Origin of the sequence: Streptomyces sp. NPDC046831 (genome assembly GCF_040645305.1) — a bacterium.
In the GTDB taxonomy this organism is placed as follows: Bacteria; Actinomycetota; Actinomycetes; order Streptomycetales; family Streptomycetaceae; genus Streptomyces.
On sequence record NZ_JBEYXZ010000009.1, the window covers coordinates 148403 to 163681 of the forward strand.

General features: G+C 73.4%; 14 protein-coding genes and 1 tRNA gene. 6 read left to right on the forward strand and 9 right to left on the reverse strand.

What is annotated here, in order from left to right; translation table 11 throughout:
* Positions 1–60 precede the first annotated feature (60 nt).
* The 5 genes from ABZ920_RS11370 (at position 61) to ABZ920_RS11390 (ending at position 4027) form a co-directional block, all read left to right on the forward strand.
* The gene (locus ABZ920_RS11370) at positions 61–1032 is read left to right on the forward strand and encodes an ABC transporter ATP-binding protein (protein ID WP_361501892.1); all 972 of its coding nucleotides are present in this window, start codon (positions 61–63) and stop codon (positions 1030–1032) included.
* The gene (locus ABZ920_RS11375) at positions 1022–1933 is read left to right on the forward strand and encodes an ABC transporter permease (protein ID WP_361501794.1); all 912 of its coding nucleotides are present in this window, start codon (positions 1022–1024) and stop codon (positions 1931–1933) included. Before ABZ920_RS11370 ends, ABZ920_RS11375 begins: the two co-directional genes overlap by 11 nt.
* A complete protein-coding gene (locus tag ABZ920_RS11380; RefSeq protein WP_361501797.1) occupies positions 1930–2841 on the forward strand; it encodes an ABC transporter ATP-binding protein in 912 nt (303 codons plus the stop codon). Before ABZ920_RS11375 ends, ABZ920_RS11380 begins: the two co-directional genes overlap by 4 nt.
* 11 nt (positions 2842–2852) lie before the next feature.
* Positions 2853–3572 (forward strand): ABC transporter permease, encoded by a 720-nt coding sequence (locus ABZ920_RS11385; RefSeq protein WP_361501800.1) that lies wholly within the window; start codon positions 2853–2855, stop codon positions 3570–3572.
* Between the two features lie 370 nt (positions 3573–3942).
* Positions 3943–4027 (forward strand) — tRNA-Ser (locus ABZ920_RS11390).
* A 160-nt stretch (positions 4028–4187) separates the two neighbouring features.
* On the opposite strand, the gene ABZ920_RS11395 is transcribed toward ABZ920_RS11390, so the two are convergent.
* The 9 genes from ABZ920_RS11395 to ABZ920_RS11435 all read right to left on the reverse strand — a co-directional run bounded on the left by ABZ920_RS11395 (position 4188) and on the right by ABZ920_RS11435 (position 14459).
* Positions 4188–5000 carry an HAD family hydrolase gene (locus ABZ920_RS11395; RefSeq protein WP_361501803.1) on the reverse strand — a complete coding sequence of 271 codons (813 nt, stop codon included), beginning with the start codon at positions 4998–5000 and terminating at the stop codon, positions 4188–4190.
* Entirely contained in the window at positions 4997–6274 is a 1278-nt protein-coding gene (gene serS / locus ABZ920_RS11400; RefSeq protein ID WP_361501806.1) for a serine--tRNA ligase, read from the reverse strand. The genes ABZ920_RS11395 and serS overlap by 4 nt, the downstream gene beginning before the upstream one ends.
* 596 nt (positions 6275–6870) lie before the next feature.
* Positions 6871–7803: a prephenate dehydratase gene (gene pheA, locus ABZ920_RS11405; protein WP_361501809.1), complete on the reverse strand. Its 933-nt coding sequence runs from the start codon at positions 7801–7803 to the stop codon at positions 6871–6873.
* Between the two features lie 82 nt (positions 7804–7885).
* On the reverse strand, positions 7886–9193 hold the full coding sequence (efeB, locus tag ABZ920_RS11410; RefSeq protein WP_361501812.1) for an iron uptake transporter deferrochelatase/peroxidase subunit: 1308 nt from the start codon (positions 9191–9193) through the stop codon (positions 7886–7888).
* Positions 9194–9199: 6 nt separating this feature from the next.
* Positions 9200–11251, reverse strand: a complete 2052-nt coding sequence (locus tag ABZ920_RS11415) for a copper resistance protein CopC (protein ID WP_361501815.1) — start codon at positions 11249–11251, stop codon at positions 9200–9202.
* Between the two features lie 13 nt (positions 11252–11264).
* Positions 11265–11729 (reverse strand): copper chaperone PCu(A)C, encoded by a 465-nt coding sequence (locus tag ABZ920_RS11420; RefSeq protein ID WP_361501818.1) that lies wholly within the window; start codon positions 11727–11729, stop codon positions 11265–11267.
* Entirely contained in the window at positions 11726–12376 is a 651-nt protein-coding gene (locus ABZ920_RS11425; protein WP_361501820.1) for an SCO family protein, read from the reverse strand. The genes ABZ920_RS11420 and ABZ920_RS11425 overlap by 4 nt, the downstream gene beginning before the upstream one ends.
* A gap of 88 nt (positions 12377–12464) precedes the next feature.
* Positions 12465–13199 carry a YcnI family protein gene (locus ABZ920_RS11430; protein ID WP_361501823.1) on the reverse strand — a complete coding sequence of 245 codons (735 nt, stop codon included), beginning with the start codon at positions 13197–13199 and terminating at the stop codon, positions 12465–12467.
* Positions 13200–13583: 384 nt separating this feature from the next.
* Positions 13584–14459, reverse strand: a complete 876-nt coding sequence (locus ABZ920_RS11435; protein WP_361501826.1) for a hypothetical protein — start codon at positions 14457–14459, stop codon at positions 13584–13586.
* A 225-nt stretch (positions 14460–14684) separates the two neighbouring features.
* On the opposite strand from ABZ920_RS11435, the gene ABZ920_RS11440 reads away from it, so the two are divergent.
* Positions 14685–15131 carry an ATP-binding protein gene (locus ABZ920_RS11440; RefSeq protein WP_361501829.1) on the forward strand — a complete coding sequence of 149 codons (447 nt, stop codon included), beginning with the start codon at positions 14685–14687 and terminating at the stop codon, positions 15129–15131.
* The last annotated feature ends 148 nt before the right edge of the window (positions 15132–15279 follow it).

A 15279-nucleotide genomic window follows, 5' to 3' on the forward strand; every position in this document is an offset into this window, starting at 1 on the left:
AAGACGGCTCTGGGGTCTGACGACCGGCGTGGCGGGTGTCACTACCGTCGGGGTGTGACTGTGATCGCGACCGAAAGCCTGAGCAAGCGGTACCCACGGGTGACCGCGCTTGACCGGCTCTCCGTGGACGTCGGACCCGGTGTGACGGGGCTGGTCGGCGCCAACGGAGCCGGCAAGTCCACACTGATCAAGATCCTGCTGGGTCTGTCCCCCGCGTCCGAGGGCCGCGCCGAGGTGCTCGGTCTCGACGTCGCCACCGAGGGCGCCGCCATCCGCGAGCGCGTCGGCTACATGCCGGAGCACGACTGCCTGCCGCCCGACGTCTCGGCCACCGAGTTCGTCGTCCACATGGCGCGCATGTCGGGGCTGCCCGCGACCGCCGCGCGCGAACGCACCGCCGACACGCTGCGCCACGTCGGTCTCTACGAGGAGCGGTACCGTCCCATCGGCGGCTACTCGACCGGCATGAAGCAGCGGGTGAAGCTGGCCCAGGCCCTGGTGCACGACCCGCAGCTCGTCTTCCTCGACGAGCCGACCAACGGCCTCGACCCGGTCGGCCGCGACGAGATGCTCGGCCTGATCCGCCGCATCCACACCGACTTCGGCATCTCCGTCCTGGTCACCTCTCACCTGCTCGGCGAACTCGAACGCACCTGCGACCACGTCGTCGTCATCGACGGCGGCAAGCTCCTGCGCTCCAGCTCCACCACCGACTTCACCCAGATCACGACCACCCTCGCGGTCGAGGTCACCGACAGCGACGAGCACCCGGACGGCACCCGCGCCGTGCGGGAGGCGCTCCACGCGCGCGGGGTGCAGACCCAGGACGGCACCGGACTGCCGGGCGCGGGCCATGTCCTGCTCCTGACCGCGCAGGACGAGGAGACGTACGACCTGGTGCGGGACGTCATCGCGGACCTCGGCCTCGGCCTGGTGCGCATGGAGCAGCGCCGCCACCACATCTCGGAGGTCTTCCGGGACGACGAACAGCACGGCGCCCAGCGGAAGGAGGCGGTCGGCCATGGCGGTTGAGCAGCCCACGGCGACACCGGGCGACCAGACCCGCATCCACAACATCGGCTACCGGGGCTACGACGGCCCCCGCCTGGGCCGGGCCTACGCCCGCCGCTCGCTGTACTCGCAGTCCCTGCGCGGCGCCTACGGCCTCGGCCGCTCCCTGAAGTCCAAGGTGCTGCCGATGCTGCTGTTCGTGGTCATGTGCGTGCCCGCCGCCGTCATGGTGGCCGTGGCCGTCGCCACGAAGATGAAGGACCTGCCGGTCGACTACACCCGCTACGCCATCATCATGCAGGGCGTCATCAGCCTGTACGTCGCCTCGCAGGCACCCCAGTCCGTCTCGCGGGACCTGCGCTTCAGGACCGTGCCGCTGTACTTCTCGCGGCCCATCGAGACCGCCGACTACGTCCGCGCCAAGTACGCGGCGCTGGCCTCGGCGCTGTTCGCGCTGACCGCCGCGCCGCTGCTCGTGCTGTACGCGGGCGCGCTGCTGGCCAAGCTGGACTTCGCCGCGCAGACCGAGGGATTCGCCCAGTCACTGGTCTCCGTGGCACTGCTGTCACTGCTCTTCGCCGGCATCGGCCTGGTCATCGCCGCCGTCACGCCGCGCCGCGGCTTCGGCATCGCCGCCGTCATCGCGGTGCTGACCATCTCCTACGGCGCGGTCTCCACGCTCCAGGCCATCGCCGTCTCGCAGGGGAGCACCGGCGCCGTCGCCTGGATCGGCCTGTTCTCGCCCATCACCCTCATCGACGGGGTGCAGACCGCCTTCCTGGGCGCGACCTCCAGCTTCCCCGGCGGAACGGGGGCCGGGCCCTCCCGTGCCGAGGGCGTCGTCTACGTCCTCGCCGTCCTCGGACTCGTCGCCGCGAGCCACGGCCTCCTGATGCGCCGCTACAAGAAGGTGGGACTGTGACGACCCTCAGCATCGACCACGTCTCCCGCTGGTTCGGCAACGTGGTCGCCGTCAACGACATCACCATGACGATCGGCCCCGGCGTCACCGGCCTGCTCGGCCCCAACGGCGCCGGGAAGTCCACGCTGATCAACATGATGGGCGGCTTTCTCGCCCCCTCCACGGGCTCCATCACGCTCGACGGGCAGCCGGTGTGGCGCAACGAGGGGATCTACCGGCACATCGGCGTCGTCCCCGAGCGGGAGGCGATGTACGACTTCCTCACGGGCCGCGAGTTCGTCGTGGCCAACGCCGAGCTGCACGGGCTGGGCGCCAAGGCGGCCCAGCGGGCGCTGGCCACCGTCGAGATGGAGTACGCGCAGGACCGGAAGATCGCCACGTACTCCAAGGGCATGCGCCAGCGTGTGAAGATGGCGTCCGCCCTGGTCCACGAGCCCTCGCTCCTGCTGCTCGACGAACCCTTCAACGGCATGGACCCGCGCCAGCGCATGCAGCTGATGGACCTGCTGCGGCGCATGGGCGACGAGGGCCGCACGGTGCTGTTCTCCTCCCACATCCTCGAAGAGGTCGAACAGCTCGCCCGGCACATCGAGGTGGTCGTCGCCGGACGGCACGCGGCCAGCGGCGACTTCCGCAGGATCCGCCGGCTGATGACCGACCGTCCGCACCGCTACCTGGTGCGGTCCAGCGACGACCGCGCGCTCGCCGCCGCGCTGATCGCGGACCCCTCGACGTCCGGCATCGAGGTCGACGTCGCCGAGGGCGCGCTGCGTGTCCAGGCCGTCGACTTCGGCCGCTTCACCACGCTGCTGCCGAGGGTCGCCAGGGACCACGGCATCCGGCTGCACACGGTCTCGCCCTCCGACGAGTCCCTCGAGTCCGTCTTCTCGTACCTGGTCGCGGCGTAGGAGGCCGAAAGATGTACGACCCCACAGTCGCCCGGCTCACCTACCGGGCCCTGCTCGGCCGCCGCCGGGCCCTCATCCTCGGCGCCCTGCCGCTGCTGCTGATCGTCATCGCCGTGGCCGTGCGCGCCCTCGCCGGCGCCGACGACCAGACGGCCGTGGACGTCCTCGGCGGGCTCGCGCTGGCCACGATGGTGCCCATCATCGGAGTCATCGCCGGCACCGGCGCCATCGGGCCGGAGATCGACGACGGCTCGGTGGTGTACCTGCTGTCGAAGCCGCTGAAGCGGCCGACGATCATCTTCACCAAGCTCATCGTGGCGATCGCGGTGACGATGGTGTTCTCGGCCGTTCCCACGCTCGTCGCGGGGCTGATCCTCAACGGCAACGGACAGCAGATCGCGGTCGCCTACACGGTCGCGGCGCTGGTCGCCTCCATCGCCTACGCGGCGCTCTTCCTGCTCCTCGGCACGGTGTCCCGGCACGCGGTGGTCCTCGGCCTGGTCTACGCGCTCGTCTGGGAGGCGCTGTTCGGATCCCTGGTCCCCGGCGCGCGCACGCTGAGCGTCCAGCAGTGGTCGCTGGCCGTGGCCCACCAGGTCGCCGGCGGTGACCTGGTCACCTCCGACGTCGGGCTGACCACGGCGACGGTGCTGCTGGCGGCGGTCACGGGGCTCGCCACCTGGTACGCCGGGCAGAAGCTGCGCTCCCTGACGCTGGCCGGGGAGGAGTGACGCCTCCGGCCGGCTCGTGCGGGCGTGCGCGCTCCTCCCCGTCGCCGGCCGGTCCGTTGCCCAGCGGGATGCGCCCGCGGGCGGCGGCGGCCGGGGCCCGGACGGCGGCCCACCGGTAAATCGGTGGCGGGCCGTACGGCGGCGCGGGCACAGTGGTGGTGTTCACGACGCCGGCCGGGCCGGCGCCACGTTCCGGGAGAGGAGCCGGGGATGCCACCGCACGGCAGTACGCCCCGCTCCCGACAGGGCAGTCCGCGGCAGGCTCCGGAGTAACCACCACTCCGTCGAGCCCGCCCCGCACGGGGAACTGCCCGGGGCGGCCGCTTCGAGCACGCGACGGCTGATGCGCTGTCGCGTGGGCCGCCCACCCGGAGGATTGGCCGAGAGGCAAGGCACCGGCTTGCTGAGCCGTGGTCGGGTGCGAGCCCGCGCGCGTTCGATCCGCGCATCCTCCGCGAGAGACGTCACTGCGACCCGCCGGTCGCAGGTCGGGGCACGGCTGCGCCCGTATCCCGGCCGGGACGTCATGCGCCTGTGCGGACCGAGGCCGCACAGGCCGGACCGCGGGCGGTCGGCCGGACGTGGGGCCCGCAGACGACCGGCCTCGCGGCGGCCTCAGCCCAGCAGGCGTTCCAGCACCACCGCGATGCCGTCCTCGTCGTTCGAGGCCGTGACCTCGTCGGCGACCGCCTTCAGTTCCTGATGAGCGTTGGCCATGGCCACGCCCCGGGCCGCCCAGGCGAACATCGGGATGTCGTTGGGCATGTCCCCGAAGGCAAGGGTGTCGGCGGGCTTCATGCCCAGGCGGCGGGCCGCCAGGGACAGACCCGTGGCCTTGGACAGGCCGAGCGGGAGCAGTTCGACGATGCCCTCGCCGGCCATGGCGACGGTGACGAAACCGCCCGCCGTCCGGCGGGCGACATCGGCGAGTTCGTCGTCCGTGAGCGTGGGGTGCTGGATGTAGACCTTGTTCAGCGGGGCGCTCCACAGGTCGGAGACGTCCGTGAACGGCACGGAGGGCAGCGCGCCGGAGACGGCGTAACCGGGACCGACCAGCACCTCGCCGTCCAGGCCGTCACGGCTCGCGGCCAGGTACAGCGGGCCGACCTCCGCCTCGATCTTCGCCAGGGCCACACCGGCCAGCTGCCGGTCCAGCGTCACCGACGTCAGCAGGCGGTTCTCGCCGGCGTGGTAGACCTGCGCGCCCTGGCCGCACACCGCGAGGCCCTGGTAGCCGAGGTCGTCGAGGATGTGCCGCGTCCAGGGGACCGCGCGGCCGGTGACCACGATGTGCGCCGCGCCCGCCGCGGTGGCCGCGGCGAGCGCCTCACGCGTGCGCTGCGCTATCGACTCGTCGGAGCGCAGCAGCGTCCCGTCGAGGTCGGTCGCGATGAGCTGGTACGGGAACGCCGGAGCGGTGGGTGTCACTTGGCCACCGGCTCCAGGACCTCCCGGCCGCCGAGGTAGGGACGGAGCACCTCCGGCACCCGCACCGAACCGTCGGCCTGCTGGTGGTTCTCCAGCAGCGCGACGATCGTGCGCGGGACCGCGCAGAGGGTGCCGTTGAGCGTCGCCAGCGGACGGACCTGCTTGCCGTCGCGCATGCGGATGTGCAGGCGGCGGGACTGGAACTCGGCGCAGTCCGAGGTCGAGGTCAGCTCGCGGTACTTGCCCTGGGTCGGGATCCAGGCCTCGCAGTCGAACTTGCGCGACGCGGAGGCGCCGAGGTCACCCGAGGCGACGTCGATGACCCGGAACGGCAGCTCCAGCGCGGTCAGCCACTCCTTCTCCCACTCCAGCAGCCGGCGGTGCTCCTCCTGCGACTCCTCGGGGACGACGTAGGAGAACATCTCGACCTTGTCGAACTGGTGCACGCGGAAGATGCCGCGGGTGTCCTTGCCGTGCGAGCCGGCCTCGCGGCGGAAGCACGGCGAGAAGCCCGCGTAGCGCAGCGGCAGCCGGTCGGCGTCGATGATCTCGTCCATGTGGTACGCGGCGAGCGGCACCTCGGACGTGCCGACCAGATAGAGGTCGTCCTTTTCCAGGTGGTAGACGTCCTGGGCCGCCTGGCCGAGGAAGCCGGTGCCGGCCATCGACTGCGGGCGGACCAGCGCCGGGGTCAGCATGGGCGTGAAGCCGGCAGCGGTGGCCCGGGCGATCGCCGCGTTCACCAGGGCCAGTTCCAGCAGGGCGCCGACGCCGGTGAGGAAGTAGAACCGCGAGCCGGAGACCTTGGCGCCGCGCTCGACGTCGATCGCGCCGAGCGTCTGGCCGAGCTCCAGGTGGTCCTTGGGCTCGAAGCCCTCGGCCGCGAAGTCGCGGATGGTCCCGTGCGTCTCCAGCGTGACGAAGTCCTCCTCGCCGCCGACGGGGACGTCGGGGTGCACGAGGTTGCCGAGCTGGAGGAGGAGTTCCCTGGTCTCGGCGTCGGCCGCGTCGCGCTCGGCGTCGGCCGCCTTGACGTCGGCGGCGAGCCGGCCGGCCTTCTCCAGCAGCGCCGGCTTCTCGTCCCCGGTGGCCTTGGGGATGAGCTTGCCGAGCGACTTCTGCTCGGCGCGCAGCTCGTCGAAGCGGACGCCGGACGACCTGCGCCGCTCGTCGGCAGACAGGAGGGCGTCGACGAGCGCGACGTCCTCTCCACGGGCGCGCTGTGACGCGCGCACACGGTCGGGGTCCTCACGGAGCAGGCGAAGGTCAATCACGCGGTCAAGGCTACCGGTGCGGCGTTCCGGCTCACGACCCGGTATTCCGGGCCGCGTGCCACCCGCCGTCGTGGGCTCGTTCCGGTTCGTGCCGGCATTCGGTGGCCGCGGTCCGGAACGGGACGGGCCGCGCATGGCCGGCCGGCTCGATTCCCTTGCTCCGCCCGGTACTTGGTCACTCGGTCTTCCACAGGGAAGTGTGCGGCGGAGAAGTTATCCACAGGCTGTGTGCAAGGTCTGTGGATGTCGGAATTGATCATTCCAGAAGTGTCCGAGCGGCGAAGAAATGTGCGGTCCGCCGCAGGTCTCGCCCCACTTTTGGGTGCATGGACGTCCCCCCAAAAGATGAATTGCTGGAATCGCAGGGACGAAGGGTGATGCGTGCGGCAGTAGCCCGCCCGGCGGGACGTGAGGCGATTTGTCGATCGGAGGGGCTTTTGATGTCGACTTGTCCCCAGGTCGAGAAGCCCACCTGTGGATAACGTCTGTGGACAAAGGAATGCATGCCGCGCCGGCCGGAATCGTGTCGCTCGGGCCGGGCAGGCGGGACTGCGGGGCCGGCCGGGCAGCCGCACGCACCGCGGGGCGGTCCTGGCCTAGAACCGGCCGTCCTGGCAGCGCGCCACCCAGTCGGCGGCCGCCGCGAACTCCGCGTCGGAGGTGCCGGGCAGGGGCGGGCGCACGTCCGCCACCCCGGCGTCCGCGCGCGGGTAGGAGCCCAGGAAGCGCACCTGGAGGCAGATGCGCCGGAGCCCCATGAGGGCCTCGGCCATCCGGCGGTCGCTGATGTGGCCCTCGGCGTCGACGCAGAAGCAGTAGTTGCCGATGCCGGCGCCCGTGGGACGGGACTGCAGCAGCATCAGGTTGATGCCCCGCGTCGCGAACTCACCGAGCAGGTCGCGCAGCCCGCCGGGGTGGTCGTCGCGCTGCCACAGCACCACGGACGTCTTGTCCGCGCCGGTCGGAGCGGCGGGCCGCGCGGGCCGGCCGACCAGGACGAACCGCGTCTGCGCGTTCTCCGCGTCGTGGATCCCCGTCTCCAGGGCCTCCAGGCCGTAGCGGGCGGCGGCGAACTCGCCGGCGAAGGCGGCGTCGTAACGGCCCTCCTGCACCAGGCGGGCGCCGTCCGCGTTGGACGCGGCCGACTCCCACACGGCGTCGGGGAGGTTCGCCCTCAGCCAGTTGCGCACCTGCGGCTGGGCGGCGGGGTGGGCGGTCACCGTCTTGATGTCCGACAGCTTCGTACCGGGCCGGACCAGGAGCGCGAAGGTGATCGACAGCAGCACCTCGCGGTAGATCATCAGCGGCTCGCCCGCGACCAGCTCGTCGAGCGTGGTGGTGATGCCGCCCTCGACGGAGTTCTCGATCGGCACGAAGGCCGCCTCCGCGTCACCGCCGCGTACCGCGTCCAGCGCGGACTGCACCGACACATACGGGACGAGTTCCCGGGTGGCCGTCTCGGGGAGCGTGCGCAGGGCGACTTCGGTGAAGGTGCCCTCGGGGCCGAGATACGCGTAACTCGCTGGCATGACCTCACCCTAATGGGCCGACGGCGGCGCGGGGCGGCCGTCCGGGCGGAGCCCACCCCGGAAGGTCGACCCCGGGCGCCCCTCAGCCCTCCAGCAGCCGCTGCCCCACGTACTCCCCCTGCGCCGCCCCGCCCGGCACCGCGAACAGCCCGCTCGCCTCGTGCCGGATGTACGGCGAGAGCGCGTCGCCGCGGTCCAGCTTGCGCTGGACCGGCACGAAGCCGCGCAGCGGGTCCGCCTGCCAGCAGACGAACAGCAGGCCCGCGTCCGGCACGCCGTCCGCGTCGAAACCGTCGTGGTAGGAGAACGGGCGGCGGAGCATCGCCGCGCCCCCGTTCTGGTCAGGACGGGTGATCCGCGCGTGGGCGTTGAGCGGGACGACCACCCTGCCGTCCTTCCCCGTCCTCTCCAGGTCCATCTCCGTCGTCTCGCCGCCCCCGCTCAGCGGCGCGCCGTCGGACTTGCGCCGCCCGATGACGGCTTCCTGCTCCGCCCTCGGCAGCTTCTCCCAGTCGTCCAGGAGCATGCGGATCCGGCGGACGACGACATAGGAGCCGCCCGCCATCCACGCCGGCTCTCCGTCGTCGGGGACGAAGACGCGCCGGTCGAAGTCGGCGTCGGCCGGCTTCGGATTGCGTGTGCCGTCGATCTGGCCCATGAGGTTGCGGGTCGTCATCGGGTGCGCGGTGGCGCCCGGGGAGCGGTTGAAGCCGTTCATCTGCCAGCGCACGCGGGCCGCCGAACCGGCCTCCTTCTGCAGGGTGCGCAGTGCGTGGAAGGCGACCAGTGCGTCGTTCGCGCCGATCTGCACCCACAGGTCGCCGTCGCTGCGCGCCTTGTCGAGCCGGTCGGAGGAGAAGTCGGGCAGCGGGTCGAGGGCGGCCGGCCGCTGCTTGCCGAGGCCGGTCCGGTCGAAGAAGCCGTGGCCGAAGCCGAGGGTGATCGTCAGCGACGACGGGCCGGCGTCCCGGGCGACGTCCGTGTCGTCGTGCGGGGCGGCCTCGCCCGCCATCAGCCGCTCCGCCGCCGCCGACCAGCGGCGCAGCAGGGCCGCCGCCTCCTTGCGGCCCGCGCCCGCCACCAGATCGAAGGCGACGAGGTGGCCGCGGGCCTGGAGGGGATCGGTGATGCCGGGCTGATGTTTCCCGTGAAACATCGCCCGGTCCGAGCCCAGCGAGGTGAGCGGCACGGCCGCCGAGGGCGCCGCCGCGTGTCCCACGGCCCCGCCCGCCGCACCGAGGACGAGCCCGGTGGCACCGGCGGTGCCGAGCAGCCGCCGTCGCGAGATGCCCTCCCCGGCCGTGGCGTCACCCGCAGCGCCGTGCCCGCGGGCGGCCGCCGCGGGGGAGGGGTGCTGAGGCGTGGCCTGGGAGGTGGACTGGTCAGGCATGGGGGTTCAGCCGATCTGCGCGTTCTTGGTGACGGTCACCTGGTCGATGGCGGAGGTCCGCACGGTCACGGCGACCTCCCAGTCGCCGGCCATCGGGATCTGCACCCCGCTTGCCGCCCAGTGCCCGGTGGTGATGTGGTCGGGGACCACCGGCAGCGGTCCGACCTTCTTGGTGGTCAGGGTGAAGGCGATCTTCACCTCGGGGACGTCGAAGCCCCGGCCGTTCGGCCGCTCCACGTAGACGTGCATCTCGTTGCCGCCCACGCGCGCGGGGTCGAGGTCGATGCGGACGACGCCCTTGCCGTCCGGGCCGCCGGTGTCGAACGGCATGTCCAGCGTCACGGCGCCTCCCGACGACGAGGACGCCGCCGCGGTCGCCGCGGCCTTGGCCTCCTCCTCCGTGCGCCCCGGCTCGGTCTGCGTGAGCACGGTGGTGACGGCGAGCAGCACGACGGCCACGCCGGCCTCCATGAGCACGGAGCGGCGCAGCCCGAAGCGGAGCGGGTCGGCGTCCCGCAGGCGTTTCTGCCGTGCGGCGTTCACGGCGGCCCGCTGCCGGGCGAGCTGGGCGGTCCGCCGGGGATCGGCGGACGCCGGAGCGGTCCCGCCCGCGCCGCCCTCGGGGACGACTGCGGTGTCCCCGACGCCCGCCGGTGCCTTCTGGCCCGCCTTCTCGCCTGCCGTCGCCGGGTCCTCGGCCGGGGCCGGGGCCGTGACCGCAGCCGCGTCCGCCGGGGCCGTGACCGCCGCCGATTCCGCCGGCCGTCCCGCGGTGGACGTGACAGCCGTCGCCCGCGCGGGCCGTCCCGCGGCGGCCGGGGCGGCGGCCGTCTCCGCCAGCCGTCCCGTCCACCGCCGCGAGGTCCAGGCGATGCCGACCAGCACCACCACGAGCCCGATCTTGACCAGCAGCAGCTGGCCGTAGCGGGTCCCGGTGAGCGCGGACCACGAGCCGGCCTGCCGCCACGACTGGTAGGCACCCGTGGCGACCAGGGCGAGGACGGACCCGAAGGCGACGCGGGAGAAGCGGCGCACGGCGGAGGTCTCGACCCGGGCCGACGCGGGAGCCCGGTACAGCGCGACGAGCAGGGCGGCCAGTCCGCCGAGCCACGCGGCGACCGCGAGCAGGTGCACCACGTCGACCGGCATCGCGAGCCCGGGCTGGAGACCGGTGGAGGCGTGTTCGGCCGTCGCCCAGCTCGCCGCCAGCCCGGCCGCGACGACCACTCCGCCGATCGTGAGACCGAAGGACAGGTCGCCCTTCTCCTCTTCCTCCCGCTTGTCGTACGCGCCGAACAGGACCGCCACGAACAGCGCCGCAGCGGCCAGCAGCAGCAGCCGGGAGACCAGGGCCGCGCCCGTCTTGGTCTGGAGGACCTCGCCGAGGAGGTCCAGGTCGAAGACGTCGGCGATCCTGCCGGAGGTGGTGTACGAGCCGCGCAGGAGCAGCAGGGCCAGCGTGGCGGCGGTGAGCGCGACCCAGCCGGAGGCGACGAGCCGCTGCACGGCGCGCACCCCCGATCCGCGCGGCCAGCAGGCCAGCACGAAGGCGGCGCCGCCGGCCAGGACGACGAAGCCGGCGTACGACACATACCGGCCGAGCCCGTACAGCAGGCCGACGGCCCCGCCGCCCGCGGTCTGCTCGCCGACCGCGGCGGAGGTGGCGGACGGGGCGCCGACGGAGAAGGTGTAGGCGCCGGCGACGGGGTGGCTGTCGGCCGAGACGACCTGGTAGGCGACGGTGTAGGTGCCGTCCGGCAGTCCGTCGCGCAGACGCACGGCGTAGGTGGTCCCGCCGGTCTCGGACGGCGTGCCGGTGTCGACGCGCTGACCGCGCGGGTCGAGCACGCGCAGCGAGTCGTCGTTCAGTGCGACCTTCTCGGAGAAGGTCAGCGACACCTGGGCGGGGGCCTGGTCGACCACCACCCCCTGCTGGGGGTCGCTGCCGGTCAGCGCGGCGTGCGCGGAGGCCGGTCCGGCACCCGCGAGGAGTGCGCCGGTGACGGCCAGCAACAGCAGCACCAGCGTCCGGACGCGGGGGGCGGTGGTCGGCGTCACGGTGGTCCCTCCCTCAGTGGCCGGTCGCGGGGGTGTACGTGGCGGGCTTCACCGGCATCTCGACCGTGACCGGGCCGGACGCGGCGAAGTGCAGTTCGACGGCGACGGTCTGGCCCTGCCGGGGCCGCCGCTTCAGGTCCTCGAACATCAGGTGGTTGCCGCCGCTTGCGAGCACCAGCCGGCCGTGGGCGGGGACGGTGAGGCGCTGGACCTCCCGCATCGCCCCCCCGACCGTCTCGTGCACGGTGACGTCGCCCGCTATGTCGCTGGTGACCGACGTCAGCTCGTCCTTCGCTCCGCCGTCGTTGACGATCGTCAGGAAGCCGGCCGCCATCGAGGCGGAGACCGGCTGCGGCATGTAGGCGGAGCTGACCGCCAGCCGGGCGTTCACGTCCCCGGACCCGGAACCGCCGCAGCCCGCCAGGAGCCCGGCGGCCAGGGCCACGGCCAGCAGGGCGGCCGGTGCCGTCCGCCTCACGGGTTCCGTCCCTGGACGAGCTTGGGCAGGTCCCTGGTGTAGTCGTCGACGGTGGCGTCCTCCCCGTACAGGACGTACCCGGCGTCGGTCTTCGGCGAGAACGCGATGACCTGGGTCCCGTGCACCGAGACGGCCTTGCCGTCCTTGTCCTTCGTCGACGGCTCGACGGAGATGCCGAGGGTGCGGGCACCGGCCTGGACGGCCGCGAAGTCACCGGTCAGACCGACGAACTGCGGGTCGATGCCCTTGAGCCACCTGCCGAGCTCGGCCGGGGTGTCGCGGGCCGGGTCGGTGGTGACGAACACCACCCGCAGCCTGTCCTGCTCGGCCCTGGGCAGCGCCTTCTTGGCGACCGCGATGTTGCTCATCGTCAGCGGGCAGACGTCGGGGCAGTGGGTGTAGCCGAAGTAGACCAGCGTCGGCCGGCCCGCGGTCTCCTTGCGGAGGTCGTACTTGCGGCCCTGGGTGTCGGTGAGCACCAGGTCCGGCTTCTCGAAGGGCTTGTCGAGGACGGTCGCGGACTTCCGCGCGGTGTCCTCGGACACCGCCGCGACCGGCTTGCTGCTGTCGTCGCCGCTGCCGCAGGCGGTGAGGGTCAGGGTGGCGGCGGCGAGGAGCGCGGCCGCGGCGAACGTCTTGTTGCGCATGGAGAAGGTCCCAGAGGTGAGGATTCCGGCGCGCGCCGGGGTCGTAGGCAAGGGTCGCACGACCCCGGCGCGGTGGGCGGGGAGCGGGTCAGACGGTGGTGCGGCGACGGCCGGCGAACACGCCGTACGCCACGCCCGCCGCGCCGACGACGATGCCCACGACACCGAGGACGCGGGCGGTGGTGTCACTGCCGTCCCCGGAGCCGGAGTCGGCGGCGGTCTTCTGCGCGGCGGCCTGGGCGTCGTCGCCGGTGTCCTCGGCCGGCGAGCCGTGGTGTTCGTCGTCCGCGGCGGCGGCGAGCTCGAGGACGGGCGCCGGGTTGTCGGGCTCCTCCTGGCCGTCCTGCTGCACCTCGATCCAGCGGACGACCTCCTTGTCGGAGTACGTCTGCAGCGCCTTGAAGACGAGCTCGTCGGTGTCCTCGGGCAGCGCGCCCAGGGAGACGGGGAACTTCTGGAAGTAGCCGGGCTGGATGCCCTTGTCCTCGGCGGTCCAGGTCACCTTGCTGACGGCCTCGGAGATCTTCTCGCCGTGCATCTCCAGCGGCTTGGCGAGCTTCGACTTGGTGACCTCGATCTTCCAGCCCTCGACCGCCTCCGGCATGACCGAGGCCAGCGGGTGGTCGGTCGGGAAGTTGACCTCGACCTTGGTGGTGGAGGCGTTGTCGCGCTCGTTGGGCACCTTGAAGTCGACGACCGTGTAGCCGCCCTTGGCGGGGGTGGTCTCCGGCTGCACGCTGACATGGGCGAACGCGGGGGCGGACACGGCGAGGACGGCCGAGCCGGCGACGGCGCCGGCGGCAGCGAGACGAGAAACGTTCATGGCAGGGGGGTACTCCGCTTCGAGTGGTTCCGGTGGTGAGGGACGCGTGCGCGGGGCCGGGACGCCGGCCGGTGAGGCGATCCGCAGGTCACAGCGGCGGTCGTGCCGGGCCGGAGACCGACGGGACCACGGTGACGGCCGCGGCCACGGTCCCGTCGCCGCCGTCGGCGACCGACAGGACTGCGGGCAGCCCGGGGGCCGCGGCGACCGACCGGACCGCGGCGACCGAGGATGCCGCGGGTACGGCGGACGCCTCGGGACCGGCGGCATCACGGGCCACCCCGGGGACTGCGGTGGGCCGGTGGCGGTGGTCGTGCACGCGCGCGTGCCGGACGGCGACGGCCTCCCTCAGGCGGAACCCCGCTCGGTGGTGGTCGCGTCGCGTCAGGCAGCGAGGACGAGTGCGCCGGCAGCCGGCGGGCCGCGCCGGACGACCGTGTGCTGCAGCGCGGTGCCGCGCAGCAGCGGGGGCGCGCAGTGGGCGGCGGGCCAGAGGCGGGGGCCGGCCGGTGGCCCGGCCGGCAGCCCGGCGCACAGGGCGCGCACCAGGGCGAGCGCCGCGCGCAGCGACCGTACGAGCGCGGTCTCGGCGACTCCGTGCGCCGACAGCCGGATCAGCCGCAGCAGGGCCAGGTCGCCGCGGCGCAGGAGCCAGCCCGCGGCGATCGCGGCCAGGACGTGGCCCAGCAGCATGGGCAGCGACGGCAGCAGGGAGGCCGGTGCCCCGGCCGCGGACAGGGCGTCCGCGTGCTGCGCCCGCGTGCCCCCGGGCGGGACCGCGGCCGCGTGGACGTGCGCGTCGGAGAGAATCCGGTAGGCCTGCGCGGGACTGATCGCCGCGGCGGTGGTGCCGCACACGAGCCGCGCCGCCTGCTCGACGAGCGAGGCGTCGCTCATGCCGTGCAGGCCTCCCGCGGCCCCGGCCGATCCGGCCGGGCCCGTCGCCTGCGGGGACGTCCCGCCGGACGCCATGGCCGTCGCGCCGTGCTGCCCCAGTCCGAACAGCGTGTGGAGCACGATCTGGCCCACCGCGAGCAGGGCCGCGATGCCCGGCAGGGACCGCTCGCGCCCGGCGAGCGGCGCCACGACGACGAGCGCCCCCAGGAAGGCGGCGCCCACGGTCCACAGCGGCACCGTGGCACAGGACGCCAGCGCGTGCCCGGCCGCGGCCAGCACGACGCAGACCGCGGCGAACACCGCGGCCCGCAGGACCCGGAGATCGCTTCCGGAACGCGCCGTGCGCGGGCGGGGAGCAGACATGGCGGGTTCATCATCCCACCGGCCCCCGACCCGCCGTGCGGCAGGCCCGGAAGAGGCCGGCGGAACGACCGGAAAGTCACCCTCCGGGCCGGGGCCTGCGCATACACCCACTCCGGCTCCCGCCGCGTCCGCCGATCGGGCCGGGGCGCGACGACGCCGTGCTTACCGCCGGGCACGGGCGGCAATAGGTAACGGTATGGCGAGCCGCGGCCGGGAGGCTGGAGCATGAGCATCTGGTGGTCACTCCATCTGCGGCGCGACGCTGCGAGCGTCCCGCTCGCCCGGCGGCTCCTCCTCGGCACGATGGAGACCGCGGGAGTCGACCCCGACGTCTCGTTCGACCTGTCCCTGGCCCTGAGCGAGGCCTGCGCGAACGCCGTCGAGCACGGGGGCCGCGACGGCTGCTCGGAGGGGTACCGCGTCACCGCCTACCTCGACGGGGAGAAGTGCCGCATCGAGGTGGCCGACGCCGGACCCGGTTTCCCGCCGGCCGGGCGGCGCACCCCGTTCCGCGCCGCGCACACCGAGGCGGAGCACGGCCGCGGCCTGTGCCTGATCCAGGAGCTCGCCGACCACGTCCAGATCGGCACCAAGCCGGGGCGGGGCGGCGCGGTGGTGAGCTTCGACAAGATGCTCAAATGGCGCCGGGGCGTGCCGCTGATGGCCGTGTAGGGCGCCACGGTGCCGGGCGGCGCCGGGCGCGCGCCGCCCCGGTTTCCCGCCCTGCCTCGGCCGGAACCGCACGGCCCGGAAGCGGGCCGGTCCCGGACCGCGCCCGCCGTGACCGCGCATTGGCTTCGGACCGCGCCCGCCGTGACCG